This window comes from Bacillus sp. MN7755, from assembly GCF_054771475.1.
In genome coordinates, this window is the sequence record NZ_BTRL01000008.1 from 685395 (window position 1) to 704910 (window position 19516).

Annotated in this window: 25 protein-coding genes; 16 read left to right on the forward strand and 9 right to left on the reverse strand. The window is 33.6% G+C overall.

Going from position 1 to position 19516, the window contains the following annotated elements; all coding sequences use genetic code 11:
* Positions 1–95: 95 nt before the first annotated feature.
* From ACYVEC_RS10665 to ACYVEC_RS10680, 4 genes are all read left to right on the forward strand, one after another.
* A complete protein-coding gene (locus tag ACYVEC_RS10665; RefSeq protein WP_000343360.1) occupies positions 96–932 on the forward strand; it encodes a TrmB family transcriptional regulator in 837 nt (278 codons plus the stop codon).
* Positions 925–1650 (forward strand): AzlC family ABC transporter permease, encoded by a 726-nt coding sequence (locus ACYVEC_RS10670; RefSeq protein ID WP_460506332.1) that lies wholly within the window; start codon positions 925–927, stop codon positions 1648–1650. Before ACYVEC_RS10665 ends, ACYVEC_RS10670 begins: the two co-directional genes overlap by 8 nt.
* Positions 1641–1952 (forward strand): AzlD domain-containing protein, encoded by a 312-nt coding sequence (locus ACYVEC_RS10675; RefSeq protein WP_063224061.1) that lies wholly within the window; start codon positions 1641–1643, stop codon positions 1950–1952. Before ACYVEC_RS10670 ends, ACYVEC_RS10675 begins: the two co-directional genes overlap by 10 nt.
* A 62-nt stretch (positions 1953–2014) precedes the next feature.
* A complete protein-coding gene (locus tag ACYVEC_RS10680; protein WP_063224060.1) occupies positions 2015–2185 on the forward strand; it encodes a DUF3951 domain-containing protein in 171 nt (56 codons plus the stop codon).
* A 191-nt stretch (positions 2186–2376) separates the two neighbouring features.
* Here ACYVEC_RS10680 and ACYVEC_RS10685 read toward each other — a convergent pair whose 3' ends face one another.
* From ACYVEC_RS10685 to ACYVEC_RS10715, 7 genes are all read right to left on the reverse strand, one after another.
* The gene (locus tag ACYVEC_RS10685) at positions 2377–2964 is read right to left on the reverse strand and encodes a VanZ family protein (protein ID WP_063224059.1); all 588 of its coding nucleotides are present in this window, start codon (positions 2962–2964) and stop codon (positions 2377–2379) included.
* A gap of 73 nt (positions 2965–3037) precedes the next feature.
* Entirely contained in the window at positions 3038–3448 is a 411-nt protein-coding gene (locus ACYVEC_RS10690) for a hypothetical protein (RefSeq protein ID WP_098555075.1), read from the reverse strand.
* Positions 3449–3842: 394 nt separating this feature from the next.
* Positions 3843–4202 (reverse strand): hypothetical protein, encoded by a 360-nt coding sequence (locus ACYVEC_RS10695; RefSeq protein ID WP_080468636.1) that lies wholly within the window; start codon positions 4200–4202, stop codon positions 3843–3845.
* A gap of 171 nt (positions 4203–4373) precedes the next feature.
* Positions 4374–4958 carry a dienelactone hydrolase family protein gene (locus ACYVEC_RS10700; protein ID WP_063224058.1) on the reverse strand — a complete coding sequence of 195 codons (585 nt, stop codon included), beginning with the start codon at positions 4956–4958 and terminating at the stop codon, positions 4374–4376.
* 2 nt (positions 4959–4960) lie between these two features.
* Entirely contained in the window at positions 4961–5296 is a 336-nt protein-coding gene (locus tag ACYVEC_RS10705) for an antibiotic biosynthesis monooxygenase family protein (RefSeq protein WP_063224057.1), read from the reverse strand.
* A gap of 179 nt (positions 5297–5475) precedes the next feature.
* The gene (locus ACYVEC_RS10710) at positions 5476–5655 is read right to left on the reverse strand and encodes an H-type small acid-soluble spore protein (protein WP_063224056.1); all 180 of its coding nucleotides are present in this window, start codon (positions 5653–5655) and stop codon (positions 5476–5478) included.
* Positions 5656–5721: 66 nt separating this feature from the next.
* Entirely contained in the window at positions 5722–6939 is a 1218-nt protein-coding gene (locus ACYVEC_RS10715; protein WP_098555077.1) for a helix-turn-helix domain-containing protein, read from the reverse strand.
* A gap of 118 nt (positions 6940–7057) precedes the next feature.
* Here ACYVEC_RS10715 and ACYVEC_RS10720 point away from each other — a divergent pair, with 118 nt between their 5' ends.
* On the forward strand, positions 7058–8326 hold the full coding sequence (locus ACYVEC_RS10720) for an MFS transporter (RefSeq protein WP_063224054.1): 1269 nt from the start codon (positions 7058–7060) through the stop codon (positions 8324–8326).
* 126 nt (positions 8327–8452) lie between these two features.
* Positions 8453–8977 carry a COG3014 family protein gene (locus ACYVEC_RS10725; RefSeq protein ID WP_063224053.1) on the forward strand — a complete coding sequence of 175 codons (525 nt, stop codon included), beginning with the start codon at positions 8453–8455 and terminating at the stop codon, positions 8975–8977.
* Positions 8978–9017: 40 nt separating this feature from the next.
* Here ACYVEC_RS10725 and ACYVEC_RS10730 read toward each other — a convergent pair whose 3' ends face one another.
* Positions 9018–9911: a LysR family transcriptional regulator gene (locus ACYVEC_RS10730; protein WP_063224052.1), complete on the reverse strand. Its 894-nt coding sequence runs from the start codon at positions 9909–9911 to the stop codon at positions 9018–9020.
* A gap of 162 nt (positions 9912–10073) precedes the next feature.
* Here ACYVEC_RS10730 and ACYVEC_RS10735 point away from each other — a divergent pair, with 162 nt between their 5' ends.
* From ACYVEC_RS10735 to ACYVEC_RS10755, 5 genes are read left to right on the forward strand one after another with little or no spacing between them, the layout of a single operon-like run.
* Entirely contained in the window at positions 10074–11066 is a 993-nt protein-coding gene (locus tag ACYVEC_RS10735; RefSeq protein WP_063224051.1) for an ABC transporter ATP-binding protein, read from the forward strand.
* Positions 11044–12069 (forward strand): ABC transporter substrate-binding protein, encoded by a 1026-nt coding sequence (locus tag ACYVEC_RS10740; protein ID WP_460506343.1) that lies wholly within the window; start codon positions 11044–11046, stop codon positions 12067–12069. The genes ACYVEC_RS10735 and ACYVEC_RS10740 overlap by 23 nt, the downstream gene beginning before the upstream one ends.
* Positions 12070–12081: 12 nt before the next feature.
* Entirely contained in the window at positions 12082–13752 is a 1671-nt protein-coding gene (locus tag ACYVEC_RS10745) for an ABC transporter permease (protein ID WP_460506345.1), read from the forward strand.
* Positions 13749–15011 carry an MBL fold metallo-hydrolase gene (locus tag ACYVEC_RS10750; protein WP_063224048.1) on the forward strand — a complete coding sequence of 421 codons (1263 nt, stop codon included), beginning with the start codon at positions 13749–13751 and terminating at the stop codon, positions 15009–15011. The genes ACYVEC_RS10745 and ACYVEC_RS10750 overlap by 4 nt, the downstream gene beginning before the upstream one ends.
* A 20-nt stretch (positions 15012–15031) precedes the next feature.
* Positions 15032–15865: a hypothetical protein gene (locus ACYVEC_RS10755; protein WP_063224047.1), complete on the forward strand. Its 834-nt coding sequence runs from the start codon at positions 15032–15034 to the stop codon at positions 15863–15865.
* Positions 15866–15914: 49 nt separating this feature from the next.
* Here the strand turns inward: ACYVEC_RS10755 and ACYVEC_RS10760 are convergent, their stop codons facing one another.
* Positions 15915–16337, reverse strand: a complete 423-nt coding sequence (locus ACYVEC_RS10760; protein ID WP_098555084.1) for a YfmQ family protein — start codon at positions 16335–16337, stop codon at positions 15915–15917.
* A gap of 41 nt (positions 16338–16378) precedes the next feature.
* Between ACYVEC_RS10760 and ACYVEC_RS10765 the strand changes: the two genes are divergently transcribed.
* The 5 genes from ACYVEC_RS10765 (at position 16379) to ACYVEC_RS10785 (ending at position 19402) form a co-directional block, all read left to right on the forward strand.
* The gene (locus ACYVEC_RS10765) at positions 16379–16495 is read left to right on the forward strand and encodes a hypothetical protein (protein ID WP_002052063.1); all 117 of its coding nucleotides are present in this window, start codon (positions 16379–16381) and stop codon (positions 16493–16495) included.
* Between the two features lie 65 nt (positions 16496–16560).
* Complete coding sequence (locus tag ACYVEC_RS10770; protein ID WP_000108701.1) at positions 16561–16722, forward strand: hypothetical protein; 162 nt, start codon at positions 16561–16563, stop codon at positions 16720–16722.
* 160 nt (positions 16723–16882) lie between these two features.
* Positions 16883–17518, forward strand: coding sequence for a cupin domain-containing protein (locus ACYVEC_RS10775; protein WP_336448479.1), 636 nt, complete (start codon positions 16883–16885; stop codon positions 17516–17518).
* A gap of 100 nt (positions 17519–17618) precedes the next feature.
* On the forward strand, positions 17619–18710 hold the full coding sequence (locus ACYVEC_RS10780; protein ID WP_199677555.1) for a serine hydrolase: 1092 nt from the start codon (positions 17619–17621) through the stop codon (positions 18708–18710).
* 50 nt (positions 18711–18760) lie between these two features.
* Positions 18761–19402 (forward strand): DUF3885 domain-containing protein, encoded by a 642-nt coding sequence (locus tag ACYVEC_RS10785; RefSeq protein WP_275718655.1) that lies wholly within the window; start codon positions 18761–18763, stop codon positions 19400–19402.
* The last annotated feature ends 114 nt before the right edge of the window (positions 19403–19516 follow it).

Below are 19516 nucleotides of genomic sequence, written 5' to 3' on the forward strand. Positions count from 1 at the left end.
GGTTCTGTTTTTTTATATTAGTAGGTATAGTAATAACTACTAATATACATGCATCGTTTTGAAATGAGAGTTATATAGAATGTGAGGGATTACTGATGGATGAAATTATAAAGGAATTACAAAAATTAGGTTTTTCCCAATACGAATGTAAAGCTTATATTGGGCTGTTAAAACATTCCCCAGTAACTGGGTATGAAGTGAGTAAACAGACAGGAGTACCTCGTTCGATGATTTATGAAGTACTCGGTAAATTGATGGATAAAGGAGCGGTGCATATTGTTCCGTCAGAACCGGTGAAATATGTACCAGTACCCGCTACCGAGTTAATGAATCGAATGCGAAAAGACTTTGAGAAGTCCTTTGAATTTTTAGATGAGAAATTAAATTGTTTAGAGCAAGAGCGACAAATAGATGTAATTTCGCATATTCGCTCAAATGATCGTGTTTTAAAAGAAATATGCAATATAATTAGTAGAGCGAAGGAAGAGTTATGGATTTCTGTATGGGAAGATCAAGTACATGAAATTGAGCCATACATTCATCAAAAGGAAGAGGAAGGCGTACATATATTTTCAATCCTATTTGGCGCTCCAGAAACAAAAATAGGCGCGACGTTTCACCATAATTATATGACGCCCCACGTTGTTGAAAAGAGAATGGGTGGTCATTTAACTGTAATCGCGCGTGATGGGGAAGAAGTATTAATTGCGAATTTCTCAAATGATAGCACTTCATGGGCCGTTACAACGTATGACCCAGCACTAGTTCTCGTTGCTACCGAGTATGTTCGGCACGATATTATGGTTGAAGAAATCACGAAGGAATTTGGAGCTGATAAGTTAGACACGTTATGGCGTGAAAATATAGATTTAGTTCATGTCGTAACAGGAAAACGAACTTTAGAAGGAATGGAGGATGATAGGGATGAGTAAAGCTCAGGCACATGTAGCTTTGCAGAGCGATGATACATTTCAGCAAGGAGTAAAAGATTGTTTACCAACTGTATTTGGTTATTTGAGTATCGGTATTGCAGCCGGTGTCATTGCAAAAACAGCAGGTTTCTCCATCATTGAAATTGCGTTTATGTCCACTTTAATTTATGCAGGTTCTGCCCAATTTATATTAGCTGGTATGTATGCAGCTGGTGCTCCTGCTTCTGCAATTATTTTCACTGTCTTTTTTGTTAATTTACGCCATTTATTAATGAGCGCAGCGCTTGCGCCGTATTTCACGAAAATTCCTCTATTTAAAAACTTAATCATCGGTTCGCAAATTACAGATGAAACTTTCGGCGTTGCAGTGCAGCATGCAGCGCAAAAAGGATATTTAGGTGAAAGATGGATGATTGGACTTAATGTAACAGCATATTTAAATTGGATACTTGCTACTATTATCGGGGGGCTGTTTGGCGAGTGGATACCAGACCCGCATACGTACGGAATAGATTATGCATTACCAGCGATGTTTATCGGGTTATTTGTACTTCAGCTCATAAGTAGTAAACCAAAACTAGCGATTCATTTAAGTGTTGCAATTGTAGCGATTATAATTGCGTACGTTTCACACTTATTTATGCCAGATAGTATAGCGGTTATTATCGCAACATTACTAGCTGCGACGATTGGAGTGGTGATTGAAAAATGGAAATGAGATTAGACGTATTATTACTTTTATTAGCAGCCGGTGCTGTCACACTCGTGCCACGTATTTTACCTCTACTCGTATTTAGCAAACTTCAAATTCCAGACTGGGGTTTAAAATGGTTAAATTACATACCAATTGCGATATTAGCAGCACTTTTAGCACAAGTTTTATTTATGTATGAGACGATGCAGTGGGATTACCTTATCGCAGCAATTCCAACATTTCTTGTCGCAATATATACTCGCAGTCTATTAGGTACAGTATTAACTGGCGTGATTGTGATTATTTTGTTACGTTTCTTTTTCTAAAAAGGATTCAGCTCATATAATAGCGAAAAGTGTAATTACATGAAAGATATAGGGGTGGTGTTATGATACTTTTAACGATAGGAGCAATTTTGTTAACGCTGTTTATTTTCTTTATTATCGGTTTTATTACATTTATGATGTTTGTTGATAGGGCGACACCTCAAATTTATTATACACCTTGTGAATCAGTGACAGTGAAATCTAAAGGTAAACATAGAAGGAAGAAAAGTTGAAAGTTTACTTTTCTTCCTTCTTTACTATTTGGCTGGTTATTGCTTATGCTTTATATTTTATAATTCCATGTATGATGCAATATAAAAAGATAGAGAGATGTTCCAAAGATAGCTGAGTAACTATTTTTGGAACATCCATTTTTGTCCGCGGTGTATAAATACTTGTGTTTGTATTAATTTTAAAGACCAAATTATATAGACCGGTCGTTCGTTTCATAAATATACCTTAAAAAAGAATTCAATTTAATATCAAATTTGTGTATAAATGCTCTATACACAAGGGTAAAACCTTTTGATATACTGTATCCTAAAATGACACCCATACAATTAAATATTACATCGTTTATATCGACATATCGAAAAGTGAATCCGGCATAAAGTGCTGATAAAAGTTGTAAAGTTTCTAATAAGACTCCTAATACAATCCCTAATAAAACAACATGTTTGAAATTCGTCTTTTTTATATAAGGAAAACCAAAGCCAAAAGGAATTGTTAGTAGTATATTAAGTATTGATGTTGTTATAGCAAAATGTTCCGTGTTAAATGGTATAAAATTAGCATCTCTCCATACATTTTGTCCAATTTCTTTTTTCATATTTTCATCTATAATAATTGGGAATTGGGTATAATTAAATACCATACAAAGGTACAAATAAAATATTGAGAAAAATAGTAAGTGCATGTTTCTCTTTTTTAGGTGTAACTTAAAAAAGAGAAGTAAAAATAACAACATAATAAACGCTCCAATAAGAATAAAACCATCAAAGTCAATTAGCATGTGTAAAACCCTCATATTTTCATATTTAAACTATGATGTCTAATAATAGACATCATAGTTTAGTGGTAATATTTTAATTAGATATTTTTCCATTCCCTCGTATATTTTGTCCATCGTCATTTGTTTTCCAAATAAATAAGTAGTATTCATTTGAATTTGTATCAACATTATATGCACCAGAGAAAGATTTATTTATGCCGCCATTAACTGTTCCATAACTAGGATCCGAACCCCATGCAGATCTATACAGAGTATAATTTACATCGTAAGGTCCCACAGCTCCTCCATCAGTAGAATATACATATGCACTCCCATTGATATATACACTACCTTTAGAAAGTGTGTGAAATTGTTTGTTTTTACTACCATCTACCACTCGATAGTCCATTTTAAAACTGTAACTACTAGATGCTGCTAATGTTGGTATAGCGAAACATGTCATTAAAGTTAAGGCAGTGATAATAGAAAAAATTTTTGTCTTCATATGTTTCTCCCTGTTAATTTATTGTTGAGAGGCCTTCTCAATAAAGAGGATAATCTATTTAATTGAACACGTAAATAATAAAGTATAAAGATTAATAATTTTTTACATTGGTTTTACGATCATTAAGAAAATGCCATATAGTTTCAATTTGTTTAAAAGAAGAGAGTTCAATTGTTAAAAAATAATTAGAGAATTGATTAAAACTGGTATGATTATACGACTTCAAAAGTATATTGAGGAGAATGAAGCGGCCGGGCAGTTCTTTAGTACTATGGATTTAATAATCACATTAAGATTAAGGGGAAATTAAAAGACCCAAACTTGATATTATACCAAGTTCAGGTCAAAGCTGTTAATGAAAGAAAGTAATTAGGTCTTTACTCCCATTTCATAGTCACATCCCCGAAAGAACTAACAAAAACAGCCCAAATATAAAACTCATAAAGGAAAGAAAACCGATACATATGGAGAACACACGACTATTTCTCCATTCACGCCAGAAAGTTATAAAACCTAAAATACAAAGGGAAAACCAAATGGGCAAGAATATGAACTCGCTAACTTTCTCAGGGAGTAACGTATAAAAAGATGTTAAATATAAGATCCAATTTGTAAAGAATAATAGGCAAACGATAATGGATTGTAAGTAGGGACGTTTTAAAAATGTCCCTTTTTTAATGGTTATAAAAATGATAGTTAGCGCTGAGAAAAAGGCAATGAATATGAAAATAAGTAAGAGTAATGTAAGCGTCATTTGAGCCTCCTTTATAAGAGTGTTTTTACCCCGCATTAATGGGCAGTAAGATCCCACCTCAAAATTCAGCTTAAGAAAAGAGGTTAGATGGGGGATCAACTGCCCGTAAAAGCCCGATTGGTGAGGGCTAATAATCAGTGGGGGATAAAGAGTCCCCTACTGATTAAAGTTTCACTTTACAAGAAACGAATCTATTAAATGGTATGCTTGTTTTGTAGAGTGCACGTTATATTTTTCAGTGTACGGATTTAGAAAACCATGTTCACCGTGTAGTTGTTGTATTTCTAATAAAGGATTCTTTTGTTGCTGCAATGTTTGGATTAAAGAGGATACTGAAAAACTAGATTCTTTTTCAGGGAATATAAGTAATGTAGCGCATGTAGGTTTTATGTGAACATAGTCGCGTATACGAGAACCGTAACATCCGATAATAAAATCTATTTTCGGATTGTTACTACATAGCCATGAGATGGTAGCTCCAACGCTAAAGCCGATAAGTCCAATATGTGTATAATTACGTGAAAGAGTATTGATGAATTCTTCAATTTGGTATTTCCCATCATCAAATCCAACATGATTTACAAAATATTCATATGCTTTTTCTTCATTACTATAATGAAATGCAGGTTGCGATTGTAGCAGATTAGGACAGAATACATCTATTTGAGATGAAGTGAAGTGGTCGGTAACGTGATGCATATGATCGTTCACACCATATATTTCATGAACAACAACGAGAGCTAATTTTTTCTTCATATTTATAAAGTACCTCTATGAAACTTAAATTCTTTCTCAACAAGGCAGATACGTAGGTGGAAGTTTTCATACCATTGCTCACGACCTCTTTTTTTCGCTTCTTTATGTAAGGCGTTCCGTTTCCAATTATCAATCGCCTCAAGTGATTTCCAATAAGAAATTGTGATTCCGAGCCCTGAATGGTCTCGTGCACTTTCTACACCTAGAAATCCAGGTTGCTGCTTTGCGAGTTCCTCCATTTTGTCGGCAACTGTACTATAATCTGTTGTATCATTTGATAAATTAGAAGTGAATATAACTGCATAATAAGACTTGTTTTTTTCTAAATTAGATGCCATTATTTTTCCCCCTTAATGTATAGTGTGAATGATTAATCCATAGTTTGTATTTTAGCAGGTCACAAAAAGAAAAGAAGTAGAAAATTCTTATTTTTTTAGCTCCTGTAAAATAGAAGAAATTTATAATAAGTAATCTAAAGGAAGAAAAATGCCACTTCAAAAAAATGAAGTGGCATTTCTTATATTTCCTCTAAGCTATTAACTGGAACCGTTAATTCGCGTCCTGGATTTTTTACTTCATATATGCGGGCGGTTTCATTGCTTTCGTCGACGTGTTGAATCATAACAGGCATGCCTTGAAAACTAACATTAGCTTGCTCCGCTGACACAGAAATCTCTTTTGCACGTTGAATATTCATTTATATTCCTCCCATCATTATTATCTTTGCTAAAAAAGAGGAATAATATACCATTTCGAGACATTCTTAAAATTTTTGTATTATTTGTAATGTTTCTTTAATAAATTCGGAAAAAGTAGAGTCTGGATAAGCTTGTATCATTTCATTTGCTTTTGTTGCTTCTTCAAGAGCTCTTGTTTTATCATTTAGTTTGACGTAACAAAGTGCACGATATGCACCTGCTGTTGTAAGCCACGCTTGATCCAGTGGATGGTTCATATAATCCGGTATAATACTACCACATTGCAATGCTTGTAAAGCTTCCTCGTAACGTTTTAATCCGTATAAAGATTTTCCTTTTTCAAGATAATACAATCCGTCATCTTGAAAAATTGGCTTATCTTTTAGTTTTTTTCGAAATTGTTCTAGATGTTTTAATGCGATTGTATATTCATTAGTAATCGTGTTGTAGTAGTAAGCTTTTAAAATATCAATAATCGCAATGGATAGAGTATCTTCTGTAAAAATGGCAAATTGCTCCGATTTTTTTATGTAATATAAATATTGTTCTTTATCAGCTGTAATGACTTTTTGGTAAGATAAAATCCGGTAAAATTCGTCTGTTTTAAAATACACTTGATGCTCTTTTGAAAATGCGAGTGCTTCTAATATCGTTTTTTCACATTTTTCATAATCGCCACATGCTAGTAAAATGATGGCTTCATATAAACATAATTCAATATGTATAATAAGATCCATTTCTAAATGTTTCTCCTCATAATCATTTCTAATATTAGCTATAAGTTGTAAACATTCAGCATACTTTTTACGTGTGAATATCGCAAAAGATAATTTTAATTTTGTTTCCGTACTGTCACGGTATAACTTATATTTTTCAAAAATAGAAACAGCTTTTTCTACGTAAGATTCAATGTTGTAATCTTTCATAATCGCCGCAGCGGTTACAAATTGTTTATATAAACGAGCTGTATTTAAAGTAGAAGGTAGCTCTTTTTGAACGATAGGTAATAAAGCCTCATATACTTCATCACATTTATTTGCCTTTATTAGTTGTTCCATTTGTTGAATGAGTTCTGCAATTTCTATATCATCTTCTTCTAATAAAAAACTCGTTTCACATTCAAGTTTTTCTGCAATATATTGTAATGTTTTCATAGAAGGTGTAGCTTTTCCATTTTCGATTTGACTAAGCATGCTTTTTGTCAATTCGGAACCTGCCAGTGCTGTTTGAGTAAGCTTTTTTTCTTTTCGCAATGCCTTAATTTTTTCTCCGAGAGTTGCCATATTGTAGCTCCTTTATAATTAAAAAGTTAAATACAATTAAACTTTTTGTTGTAATAATTGGAAAGTTGATTATATAATAAGTTTAACACAATTTAACTTTTAAGGGGAGAGTGTCATAATGGAAGATGTAAGTATAGGTCAAACTGATTCAAGAATGAAGATTGCAACGAGAAATATCATTTTAATGATGATTGGAAAAATGACGTCTTTATTAGGAGCAGGTATTTATACGTTCGCAATGGGGTTATACGTACTAAAGACAACTGGTTCAGGAATGGGGTTTGCAATTACGCTCGTTTGTGGATCACTTCCAAGGATGATTTGTGGTCCGATTGCAGGTGCTGTAGCAGACCGTGTGAATCGAAAGTGGCTTGTCATTGGTACTGATTTATTAAGTAGTTTAACGATGCTTATTATGTTTATTCTTGCTACTATATTTGGACCATCACTTCTTTTTATTTATATTTCAGCAGCATTATTATCAATTTGTGCAAGTTTTTATTCTGTTGCATTAACATCGTCTATTCCGAGTTTAGTAGATGAGGGGCGTATTCAAAAAGCGAGTGCTTTAAATCAAACGGCAGCTTCTTTATCAAATATTTTAGGGCCGATTATTGGTGGAGTTGTATTTGGTTTCTTTTCAATTAAGTCGTTCTTTTTGTTAAATAGCATTACATTCTTTTTAGCGGTTATTTTGCAATTATTTATTGTGTTTGATTTATATAAAAAAGAAGTGGCTGAGAGTAAAGAGCATTTCTTGACGAGTATAAAAGAAGGTTTTTCATATGTAAAACGACAGCATGAAATATATAGCTTAATGAAAATAGCATTGTGGGTAAACTTTTTTGCTTGTGGGCTAACTGTTGCACTTCCATACATTATCGTCCATACATTGCATTTATCTTCAAAGCAACTCGGTACCGTAGAGGGAATGTTAGCAGTCGGGATGCTAATGGGTGCGATTGCTTTATCAGTGCGTAAAGAAGTGAATAATCCGTTTCGTTCTATTTATACTGGACTGTTTTTGTTTGCTGGTTTGAGTTTATGTACAGTATTCCCGTTGTTAGTTACCATTCCAAAAGTGACAAGTTTTATTTACTATATTGCTTTCATGATGTTAACTGGTATAGCAATTATGATTGTAAACATTCCGATGCAAGTACATATGCAAAAAACAACAGATCCGAGCTACTTAGGGCGAGTGTTTGGCCTACTTGAAACAATTGCTACTGCAATCGCACCACTCGGTATGATTGTATATGGATTATTATTAGATATGTTGCCAACTAGCATTGTTATGATGACAATAGGCGGAGGTTTATTGTTAGTTGTATTAGTTGGAGTAAAGCAACATATGGCGAAAAAACAAGTAGATGTGTCGGCTTAAAAATAAGAAAATAATAAAAATTTGACGTATCATTATAAAAATGACCAAATTAGTATTTTAGTTTTTGAAACTCTTTTTCATGTATGTTACAGTATAGTGAGCAGGCAAAGAAAAGGAGACAACAGCATGAAAAAATTAAGTTTTGTTATGCTTTTTCTATTAGTCGTAATGGCTGGATGTAGCAATTATGACACATATATTGAAACAGGTATGCAATCATTGAAAGATGAAAAATATAGTGATGCAACAATGTGGTTTGAAAAAGCAGAAAAAGAGAAATCAGGAAATGAAGCGAAATCATATAAAGAAGTTGCAGAGAGAATGGATCACGGAGCAACAGCATTAAAAGACGGTAAGTATTTAGAAGCGAAAGACATTGCAAATGAAGTGTTACAAAAGAAAAAAGACGATGCACTTGAAAAAGCTGTAACATCAAATGCAGAGAATTTGCTTCAAAAAGCAAAGGATGTAGAAAAGAAAGTGAATGAAAGAGTAGCAAAGCGGAGAAAAGTAGAAGAAGAAGGAATTGATAAACTCATTAAAGCTGTAGATAGTATAGATGATGTGAAAGAAAAAGAGAAAAAAGTTTCAGAAACATTAGATAAGGCTGAAGAGGCGCAAGCGAAAATTGAAGCGAAGAAAAATAAATAGAGTTATAGTTTAAAAGGCTGTCGTGTATAACGACAGCCTTTTAATTTTTTGTTGCATAAGAAGTGATGTTATGTAGTAAAAAAGAAATAATTTTAGAATTCCATCTGTCCTCATGATGAATCGTATAAATGTTACGTTGAAATTCAAATCCAGGGATAGGTATATAGCATAGTTCATTTCGTTGTACTTCTTGTTCAATAGCGAGTTTAGAAATAAAGGCAACTCCATTACCATATTTTAAAATTTGTTTCATCGTTTCTAATGAATCTAATTCAATTTCAGATTGGAATGTAATGTTATGAGCTAACATCCATTTTGTAAGTAAATCTCTCGTTGTAGATGGATTACGATGTAGTAATATTCGTTCCTTTTCGATATCTTGTAATGATACATTTTCTTTTTTTGAAAAATGATGTTCTTTGGAAAAGGCAAGAATAAGTGTATCAGGCATTACATTCGTCTGTTTTAAAAATGATTCATCAAACGGTGCTGCGGAAATTACACCGAGATCAATTTCATGATTTTGTAGCATCGTTCGAATCTCAGGAGCTGTTTTTACCATAAGTGTTATTTTTATATTTGGAAATTCGCGTTGAAATTGATGAACAATTTCTGGTAAAAGATAAGTCGCTGGTACATAACTAGCGCCAATTGTTATAGCGCCTTTATGAAAATCTTTAAACTCTTGCGTGACCCGTCTAGCTTCTTTCATGAGTGCATCTATTTTACAAGCATAATGATGTAATGCCTCACCAGCCTCTGTTAAGAAATACCTTCCCGAACGTAATTCGAATAAAGATACACCGAGTTCCTCTTCTAGGCTTTTTATATGGAATGTAATAGTAGGTTGTTTAACACCTAGTTTTTCTGCAACGATCGTAAGCTTTTTGTATTTCTTAATAAGCACTACAATTTCCAATTTTAAGAGATTCATTATGAATTGCCGCCTTTTTTATTTTAACTATAGAAAAAATCTATAGAAATAAATAGTTTATTAGAAGTTTTTTAATTTAATCTTTACAGTACATTAACATTCAGTATAAATCTTCCATATAGAATGAAAGCAGGTTAAGAGTGAGGGGAGAGAGGTGAAACGATGGACATTAAAATTATTGGATTAGAAAAGAATTTTGGAAAAACACAGGCGTTAAAACCGCTACAAATTGTTATGAAACAAGGTGAATTCACCACACTTTTAGGACCTTCGGGATGCGGGAAAACGACTTTACTTAGAATGATTGCAGGACTTGAAGAGCCAGATAAAGGTGAAATATATTTCGGAGATACGTGCATGTATTCTAGTGCAAAAAAAATAAAAACATCTCCTCATGAACGTAATATCGGTATGGTATTTCAAGATTTTGCTTTATGGCCACACATGACTGTATTTGAAAATGTCGCATTTGGTTTAAGGGCTACAAAGCAAACGAATCAATTACGGGAAAAAGTAGAAGATGCAATAAAGCGAGTTCGCTTACAAGGGATGGAGAAACGATATCCGCATGAACTCTCTGGCGGACAGCAGCAACGTGTCGCATTTGCTAGAGCGATTGTAACAAAGCCACATTTTATTTTGTTTGATGAACCGCTTAGTGCACTCGATGCAATTTTGCGAGAAGAAATGCGATTAGAGCTTATGGATATCGTTCATTCGATCGGTTTAACGGCATTGTATGTAACCCACGATCAAACAGAAGCTATGTCAATGTCAGACCAAATCATTGTCATGAAACAAGGAGAAGTATTACAAAAAGGAGCACCAGAAGACATTTATGTGAAGCCATCTCATGAATTTGTTGCAAAATTTGTTGGTAAGGCAAATTGGCTTGTAGAGGGTAAACAAATGGTTCGTCCAGAGCATGTGAGCTGGGCGAAAAATGAAGTGTGTGAAATGTATACAGGTGAAATTCAGCACGTTACATATGTAGGAGAACGTTATGAAGTGAAAGTAGACATGGGGACACTCGGTGTATGGACAGCTTATCACACTAGTAAGCTAAGCATCGGGAAACCAGTATCGTTATATGTACCGAAAAAATGTATTCATCATATAGGGGGAGAATCGTATGAAGAAATTCAGTTCGCTTAAGTCTTTATTTGTATGTACTTTACTGTTTTCTGCAGTAGTAACAGGGTGTAGCTCAAAGACAGGTAATGCAGATGCAAAAAGTAAAACTACTAATGAAAAGAAAATTGTTGTATATAGTGCAGGGCCAAAAGGATTAGCAGAAAAAATTCAAAAGGACTTTGAAAAGAAAACGGATATAAAAGTGGAAATGTTTCAAGGGACAACTGGAAAAATTTTAGCAAGAATGGAAGCTGAAAAGAAAAAACCAGTCGTTGACGTAGTGGTACTTGCTTCTTTACCAGCGATGGAAGGGTTAAAGAAAGATGGTCAAACGTTAGCTTATAAAGAAGCGAAACAAGCTGATAAGCTTCGTTCTGAATGGTCGGATGATAAAGGTCATTATTTCGGGTATAGTGCTTCGGCATTAGGAATTGTGTACAATACAAAAAATGTGAAGGCAGCACCTGAAGATTGGAGCGATATAACAAAAGGAGAATGGAAAGGGAAGGTGAATCTTCCAGATCCAGCACTTTCAGGTTCGGCTTTAGACTTTGTAACAGGATACGTGAAAAAGAATGGAAAAGATGGATGGAATTTATTTGAACAGCTTAAGAAAAATGAAGTTACAGTAGCGGGGGCAAACCAAGAAGCATTAGATCCAGTTGTAACAGGTGCAAAAGATATGGTCATTGCGGGTGTTGATTATATGACGTACAGTGCAAAGGCAAAGGGTGAACCAGTTGATATCGTATATCCAAAAAGCGGAACAGTCATTAGTCCACGCGCAGCAGGCATTATGAAAGATAGTAAAAATGTAGAAGGTGCAAAAGAGTTTATTGATTATTTATTATCAGATGATGTGCAAAAACAAATTTCTAAAGCATATTTATTGCCTGGTAGAACAGATATAAAAGCTGAAAATAGACCAAATGTGGAAGAGATTACAGTATTAAATATTGATTGGAAAACAGTTGAGAAAGAACAAGATGAAATAGGAAAACAATTTAAGAAAGTATTTCAATAAGATGGTGATTACATGGTAAATCGATTCGTATCAGTAAGACAAGTTGGAATGACGGTAGCGTTGTTACTTGTGGCGATGTTAATCGTCATTCCGCTTTTTCTCATTTTACTTTCTAGTGTATATGAAAATAGTAGTTGGGATTTTTTAAAGCCTTTTGAAGTGATGCAGAGTGGTGGATTAGCTGGGATTTTTCTAAACTCGATGCTTCTCGGTGTACTTGTAGTAATAGGAGCAACCATCTTTGCATTTCCACTAGCTTTCATTATGAGCAAAACAGATGTTGGAAAGCATAGTAAGTTAGATATTGTTTTTATGATTCCATTTATGACTCCGCCGTATATTGGATCGATGGGCTGGATTTTGTTCATGCAACCGAACGGCTATTTCGAACAGTTTTTTCCGATGCTAAAGACGATATCATCCTCATTTTTTAGTTTAGGAGGTATGGTTTTAATTATGAGTCTGCATTTATTTCCATTCCTTTATTTCATGTTGAAAAACACGTTACTTCAGATTGGGAGTAGTAAAGAAGAAGCGGCAGCAGTTCATGGTGGAAGCTTTTTCTATCGTTTAAGAAAAATAATATTGCCGCTATTAGTATCAAGTTATGTAATGGGTGCTTTACTCATTTTCGTAAAGACGATTGCTGAATTTGGAACACCGGCTACATTCGGGCGGAGAATAGGCTTTCATGTGTTAACTTCAGAAATTCATAAATTTATTTCGAGTTGGCCAATTGATTTTAGTAGTGCAACAGCATTATCTTCTTTATTACTTAGTGCATGTATGCTCATTTGGTATATGCAAAATGTATTGAATCGAAAGTATTCATATGCAATGGTTAGTGGAAAAGGTGTGAAATCTAAAAGGTATACTTTGTCTATATTTGTGCGCGTTGTAGCATGGTTTTATGTAATTGGTTTATTAATCGTATCAATTGGAATCCCGTATTTTTCTATACTAATCGCATCATTATCGAAATTAAGAGGCGGCGGCTTACATGTAAATAACTTTACAACGAGTCATTATGAAGCACTATTTACAATTGGATCTCCAGGATTAGAAGCTTTATGGAACAGTTTTCTTTTTTCACTTATAACAGCGATTATTGCTGTTATGATTGGAGTGTTTTTGGCACTTATGATTCGAAAGGGGAAAAAGTCCTCTGAAAAATGGCTTGATATGTGCGGTATGTTACCGAATATGGTACCAGGAATCGTGATGGTTGTAGGGCTTATTTTATTTTGGAATTCTCCCTATATGCCCCTGTCAATTTATAATACACCAGTCATGGTAATCGTAACGTATGTTGTTCTTTTTTTACCTTATACAGTGCAGTATGTAAAAGCATCGCTCGGGCAAATCGATGATTCTCTCGTGCAGGCAGGAAGTATTTTTTCTGGAAATTATATTTATATTTTTAGAAAAATAATATTACCTCTTATTATCCCAGGTATTCTTGCCGGATGGGCGATGACATTTACAATCTCGATAAGGGAGTTAGTAGCATCGCTTCTCGTACTACCTCCATCAGTAGAAACGTCAGCAACATTTATTTTTGCTCAATTTGAACAAGGAGAAGTATCTATTGGAATGGCAATGGCTGTCGTTTCAGTTGGACTTACAACGCTATGTTTATTACTTCTGCAGCATATGGAGCAAAAACGAAAAGGGGTAGCATGATGAGGATAGAAGTATGGGGAGGAGCGGGAGAATACGGTCGTTCCTGCTATTTCGTAAAAAATAAAGAGACAAAAATATTATTTGATTGTGGTATTAATCGATCATATGAGGATAGTTATCCAAAAATAGAGCGGGAAGTTGTACCGTTTTTAGATGCAGTATTTTTATCACATATTCATGAAGATCATACGATGGGCTTACCTTTATTAGCGAAGTATGGATATAAGAAAAAAATCTGGACAACTCGTTATACGAAGGAGCAACTTCCCGCTTATTATGAAAAATGGAGAAACTACAATGTGACGCAAGGATGGAATGTACCTTATAACGACCAAAATGTGAAAGATTTAAATTATATATATGTTGATGAGATTAGTAATCCGAATGAATGGATACAGATTACTCCTACATTGCGGTTTCAATGGGGGTATAGTGGGCATGTATTAGGAGCTGTTTGGTTTTTAGTGGATATGAGTCATACATATGTATTTTATTCTGGCGATTATTCAGCAGAGTCTAACATACTACGAGCGAATTTACCTGAGAAATTGCGCGGCGATATAAAAGTTGCAATCGTAGATGCCGCGTATCACACTGATGATGTTTCGCAACATGAACGAGTAGACGAACTCTGTGCAGAAATTGAACGAGTTGCTCAAAAGAAGGGAAGAGCATTATTACCATTGCCACCGCTTGGGAGGGCGCAAGATATCGTATTGTATTTATATGAAAAATATAAAGGATTTCCCATTATAGTAGATCAAGAAATTTTGGATGGATTCGAAGAGATGATCGTATATAAAGATTGGATCAAAAATAATGAAGAACTTGAAGAGCTAGTGGAGAGTTTAAAAAGAAACGTAATAGTTATGGATGATGACATTGGTACGCAACATAGTTATGGAATAGTTGTAATGAGCGATGCGAATATGCAAACGGAACGAGCGCAGTTATATTATGAACAAATTCGGTATGAAGAACGAAATTCCATTATCTTTACTGGGCATGTTGCTAAAGGGAGTTTTGCAGAAAAAGTTTTGAAAGAACGTGCAGGTAAAGAATGTAGGGTGAAGCGAGTTCCATATAAAGTTCATCAAAGTATAAGAGATGTGAAAGAGATGTTAAATGCATTATTACCGGAACATACGGTGTTAGTACACGCTTTGAAAGAGGATACGGATCGATTACAGAAAAAGCTTAGCACGGCAGGGTATGAAAATGTATATTCACTTACTATGGAACGTATAGAAGTTATTTGAAATGTAAAGGGGATAGGTATATGAAAAAAGTATTTGTATTCGTGAGTATTTTCTTTTGTTGTTTCCTTTATAACGATAAGGAAGGGTTTGCTGCTAGTCCAATGACACCTAGTTTTGAAGTGAAGTTATTATTAAAGCCAGAACAAGTATTAGGTTCTAACAAAGAGATGAAGCAAGATGTACTAGAGCATTTCCAGGCTGGTACAAATTATGAAAGAATACAAGTACAGTTTTTAGATACGGCAAATAAAAATTTAAGTAATGAAGGCTGGTTTGCCAGAATTCGAAAGAAAGAATTTAGTAAAGATTTTGAGCTAACATATAAAAAAAGATACCCGATTCAAAACGGTGCAATTCAAGATGCACTAGAAGTAGCTAAAAAAGATGGATTTGACAGTAAAACTGATAATTATGAGGCAGAAATAGACTGGGGATTTGAGAAGAAAACGTTAAGTATTTCAAATAAGAAAAGTTACAGTGCTAAAGGATATGGAGTACTTGATCTACCAGACGAACAAGCTGCTCAAAACATGTTAATAGAAAAGTTACCAGGGAAAATGAACAAATGGCTGTATACGAATTGGGGAGAAGAGATGTTAAGGGATTCCCGTATTTACGGTCCTGTATTAATGAAAAGGTATACAGGGGAGTTTGAAAATAGTAAAACGAATATTGAAGTTTGGCCACTAAGTAATACAGGGAAAATAGAAGATGATTTCGTAATAGAAGTGTCGTTTAAAACAAATGAGGAAAGTATTGCAAAAGAACAAAGAGAATTATTAATGAAGAGTTTAGAACAAAAAGGATGGCTGTTACCGAAAGATAGTTTGAAGACAGAACTTATTTTTCAGTAAATAGTAAAAAGGAATCCATATGCCATGGATTCCTTTTTATATATGAGTATTACGCTAAATCAGCTGACACGAACATATCACTATTTTGAAGATTTTTAGAGCGTAAACTATAAGCAACTACTTTCTTTTTATGTTGCTTAACAACATCAACATGCTCTTCATGACTATAAATATAAAATGTAAAATCTTTTTTGCCACGTTTTGCATGAATAATTAAAGGAGTACCCTCATTATGTGGCGGTGCATAATAGCGATCTAAAAATAAACCTTCGTTAAAATCATGAATAATTTTGGATTTCTTTTCGCCTTCTACGTTATTTCCATTGATTGTAACAGTCGCATTCGCTTCTTCAAGCTGTGGATGTGTTTCGTACTTACTAATAATGGATTCAATAACAGAGTTGGGAAGGCTAGAAACGATAATTTTAAATGCTCCAAATACAACTAACATTACAATAAACCAAGTCGTCATACTATATCATCCCCTTTTTCCTATTAAATAATATAACTCATATGGTAATAGTACATAAGGTGAAGTTTTGTATAATTTGTGAAAAATATGCCATTTTTATGAACGAAATATTAGAAAAATCAATTTTGTTACAAAAAGTTGAAATCGAAGTATTTTAAAAGAAAAAGGTTTATAATAAAAATATAACTAATAACCACATTACTAATTACAAGGAAGTGTAACTATGAGTACTGTAGCAATCGTGTATGGTATTATTCTTTCCACAATTATCGTTTTATTTTTCGTTGGGGTTTCACGTTATATTCATAAATGGAAAGAAGGCGTTGCGAAATTAAATCACATTGAAGAAGAACTTAGTGATTTAATGTTACATCATGGTAAGTAAAAAGTTATTTTTAGCTAATCAATGTGAAGAATATCATAAAACATGCTCTCCTTATGAAGGCATGTTTTTTTGTTATATCAATGCTTAGGCACATTCATACATTTTTTCCATACGATACAGTGTGAAAGTCGAAATGTTCGGAGTGGAAAAGAGGGATAAAATGAGTAGTTCAGGTTATGTTCCAGATAATAAAAATTTAAAGAAAAGTTCAGGAACTCCAAATCTTTTCTTTGATTCGAGAAAAAATGTCTTTTTTAAAAGGGATGAGAAAAACGTTGCCTATGAAGTTACGTCAACGCAGTTACCGGCGATGATAGGAGGAGCGTTTGTTGATTTATTTATGACAAAAGGGCATATGCGGGAACCGCATTGGCATCCGAATGCGTGGGAGTTGGATGTTGTTGTATCAGGAGAAGCAGTTACATCCATTTTAAATCCTGAAACGAATCAATTGCAAAATTATCATGTAAAAGCGGGGCAAACTGTATTTATTCCAATGGGATGGTGGCATTGGATTACAGCGGTAACAGAAGAAGTACAATTACATTTGTTCTTCAATAATGATCAGTTTGAAACAGTAGAAGGGTCAGACATACTTAGATTAACACCACCAGAAGTATTTCAAGCTGCATATGGTGTAAGTGCAGAAAAATTAGGGAAGGAACTTTCGCCAATTAAGGAGTCAGTTGTAATTGGTCCTCCTAATTCAAATCGACTAAAAAGTGTTAAAGAAAGTGACGGCTCAAATATAGTTGTTACGTTAAATGGACAAATAACAGCATGTGAAATAGAGTAACTCTTTCTTTTTTAGGAAGAGTTACTCTATTTTGTATAAATTTGTAATTTGATTCGTTATAATGATTATATAGAAGCGGATTTATTAGAGGGGGCATATTGTGAACATATTAAAGATTATAGGAATTGTTGCAGGAGTGATTATAGTAGCCGTTATAGCTTTCTTTGTCATTATGAAGTACTATTTGTCAAAAGAAGATCCTGGTTATGTATTAAAGTACATAAAAGAACATAAAGATGATGAAACATGCTCATTATTTATTAAAAGAAATGGAGAAGTATTAACTTCTATAAATACAAATAAAAAATTACCATTAGCGAGTACGGCGAAAATCGTCATAGCAGTTGAATTTGCTAAGCAAGTGTCAGAAGGAAAAATAAGTCGAGATGAACAAATTTCATTGCACGAGTTAGAAAAATATTACGTTAAAAACACTGATGGTGGAGCGCATCCTGACTGGTTAGAAGATGCTAAAGCGAGAGAATTAGTGAAAAATGGACAGATCGCTTTAGAAGAAGTCGCTAAAGGGATGATTCATTATAGTTCTAATGCAAATACAACATATTTGTTAGATAAGCTTGGAATAGAAAGAGTAAATGAAAGTATAAAAGAGTTAGAGCTTACTAGTCATGACAAGTTCTCTTCGTATACTGCTTCATTATATATGAGAGGGTATGTAGAAAAAGAGCTTCATGAGCCAGAAAATCAATCGTTAGAAATGATACGTAACATGTCAAAGGATGAGTATAATAAACATGTGTTACAAATACATGAATGGATGAAAGATGAAGAAGAATGGAAAAAACGGGATATCCCATTAAAGGTAGATATGGAATTTCAGCGAATTTGGTCAGATCGATTAGTGGGTGCAAACGCCAAAGATTATATGAGTATAATGGAAAAGATAAATAGTAGAAATTATTTTCCAAAATCAATGCAAGAAGAAATCGAGAACATTTTCAAAGGAACAGTTAAAAATAGTAAGTTCGAATATGCTGGTCAAAAAGGTGGTTCTACCGCATTCGTATTGACAAAAAGCTTGTATACTACAGATAAGAAAGGGAATAAAGTAGAAGTTGTCATTATGTTTAACGATATAGAAGATCAAGTTGCATATCAAAAGCTGAGAAATAATGTAGACTATTTTATTCGAGATATTATAACAAGTGAGGAATTCAGAAATAAATTATAATAGAATAATTTTATTATGTAAACAAGATGCTATTAAAGGTAGGTGTTGAGATGGGGTTGAATGAGTATATGCTTGAAACGTTTCCAAATTTAGAACTTAGACCACCTCTATTTTATAATGGGGATATTGGTATTCGCTTTAGATTAGGTGTGAACTATGATTACAATAACATTTATGAAAACTGCCCATATTTAGAAGGCGTTTATAATAGAGCGATTACTTTATTTCAGTCTTTACATGCAACAGAAGATGATATTTATATCGTAGTGGATGTAAATGACTATGCAGACGGTGAAACTTTCAAACAGAAATTGAATATCTTTTCTAAGTATGTAAAAGAGAAGTCCGATTTGTTTAAGTTACAGAAAAATACAATCCCTTATGTTTTTCCAGAAGACGATGAAGACGGAGCATATAAAACACATAGATATACTTTGAAATGTAAAATCTCTGACTTTACATACATTCCTATGCTAAAAGCAATTTGTAATCAAGATATGGGAATAAAACCGAGTATTTTTCATAGGGTGTATTTTATAAATGTTAACAAGAATACTATATTTCACGTTTATGATGATAGAGGTTGTGATGTATTAGCTACCTCCCCTAATACAATTAGGGATATTTATCATACATATAATGATTGGATATTAGAATACGATAGAAATAAAATTGATAAAGTATTTAATTGAATGTAGTCTATTTTAATTGAGGGAAATACCATATGAGGTGTTTCCCTTTTATTAATATGAAAATCAACATTTAAATTTGACAGCACTTATTATAAAGGTAAAGGGATTTGATGG

Excerpts from the sequence above, each read along its gene's own strand:
- ACYVEC_RS10690 (WP_098555075.1), bottom strand. The coding sequence starts at position 3,448 with ATGAAGACAAAAATTTTTTCTATTATCACTGCCTTAACTTTAATGACA.
- ACYVEC_RS10665 (WP_000343360.1), top strand. The coding sequence starts at position 96 with ATGGATGAAATTATAAAGGAATTACAAAAATTAGGTTTTTCCCAATAC.
- ACYVEC_RS10745 (WP_460506345.1), top strand. The coding sequence starts at position 12,082 with ATGGTAAATCGATTCGTATCAGTAAGACAAGTTGGAATGACGGTAGCG.
- ACYVEC_RS10710 (WP_063224056.1), bottom strand. The coding sequence starts at position 5,655 with ATGAATATTCAACGTGCAAAAGAGATTTCTGTGTCAGCGGAGCAAGCT.
- ACYVEC_RS10765 (WP_002052063.1), top strand. The coding sequence starts at position 16,379 with ATGGTAATAGTACATAAGGTGAAGTTTTGTATAATTTGTGAAAAATAT.
- ACYVEC_RS10670 (WP_460506332.1), top strand. The coding sequence starts at position 925 with ATGAGTAAAGCTCAGGCACATGTAGCTTTGCAGAGCGATGATACATTT.
- ACYVEC_RS10700 (WP_063224058.1), bottom strand. The coding sequence starts at position 4,958 with ATGAAGAAAAAATTAGCTCTCGTTGTTGTTCATGAAATATATGGTGTG.
- ACYVEC_RS10775 (WP_336448479.1), top strand. The coding sequence starts at position 16,883 with ATGAGTAGTTCAGGTTATGTTCCAGATAATAAAAATTTAAAGAAAAGT.
- ACYVEC_RS10680 (WP_063224060.1), top strand. The coding sequence starts at position 2,015 with ATGATACTTTTAACGATAGGAGCAATTTTGTTAACGCTGTTTATTTTC.
- ACYVEC_RS10695 (WP_080468636.1), bottom strand. The coding sequence starts at position 4,202 with ATGACGCTTACATTACTCTTACTTATTTTCATATTCATTGCCTTTTTC.
- ACYVEC_RS10740 (WP_460506343.1), top strand. The coding sequence starts at position 11,044 with ATGAAGAAATTCAGTTCGCTTAAGTCTTTATTTGTATGTACTTTACTG.
- ACYVEC_RS10750 (WP_063224048.1), top strand. The coding sequence starts at position 13,749 with ATGATGAGGATAGAAGTATGGGGAGGAGCGGGAGAATACGGTCGTTCC.
- ACYVEC_RS10755 (WP_063224047.1), top strand. The coding sequence starts at position 15,032 with ATGAAAAAAGTATTTGTATTCGTGAGTATTTTCTTTTGTTGTTTCCTT.
- ACYVEC_RS10770 (WP_000108701.1), top strand. The coding sequence starts at position 16,561 with ATGAGTACTGTAGCAATCGTGTATGGTATTATTCTTTCCACAATTATC.
- ACYVEC_RS10720 (WP_063224054.1), top strand. The coding sequence starts at position 7,058 with ATGGAAGATGTAAGTATAGGTCAAACTGATTCAAGAATGAAGATTGCA.
- ACYVEC_RS10685 (WP_063224059.1), bottom strand. The coding sequence starts at position 2,964 with ATGCTAATTGACTTTGATGGTTTTATTCTTATTGGAGCGTTTATTATG.
- ACYVEC_RS10760 (WP_098555084.1), bottom strand. The coding sequence starts at position 16,337 with ATGACGACTTGGTTTATTGTAATGTTAGTTGTATTTGGAGCATTTAAA.
- ACYVEC_RS10785 (WP_275718655.1), top strand. The coding sequence starts at position 18,761 with ATGGGGTTGAATGAGTATATGCTTGAAACGTTTCCAAATTTAGAACTT.
- ACYVEC_RS10735 (WP_063224051.1), top strand. The coding sequence starts at position 10,074 with ATGGACATTAAAATTATTGGATTAGAAAAGAATTTTGGAAAAACACAG.
- ACYVEC_RS10725 (WP_063224053.1), top strand. The coding sequence starts at position 8,453 with ATGAAAAAATTAAGTTTTGTTATGCTTTTTCTATTAGTCGTAATGGCT.
- ACYVEC_RS10675 (WP_063224061.1), top strand. The coding sequence starts at position 1,641 with ATGGAAATGAGATTAGACGTATTATTACTTTTATTAGCAGCCGGTGCT.
- ACYVEC_RS10715 (WP_098555077.1), bottom strand. The coding sequence starts at position 6,939 with ATGGCAACTCTCGGAGAAAAAATTAAGGCATTGCGAAAAGAAAAAAAG.
- ACYVEC_RS10730 (WP_063224052.1), bottom strand. The coding sequence starts at position 9,911 with ATGAATCTCTTAAAATTGGAAATTGTAGTGCTTATTAAGAAATACAAA.
- ACYVEC_RS10705 (WP_063224057.1), bottom strand. The coding sequence starts at position 5,296 with ATGGCATCTAATTTAGAAAAAAACAAGTCTTATTATGCAGTTATATTC.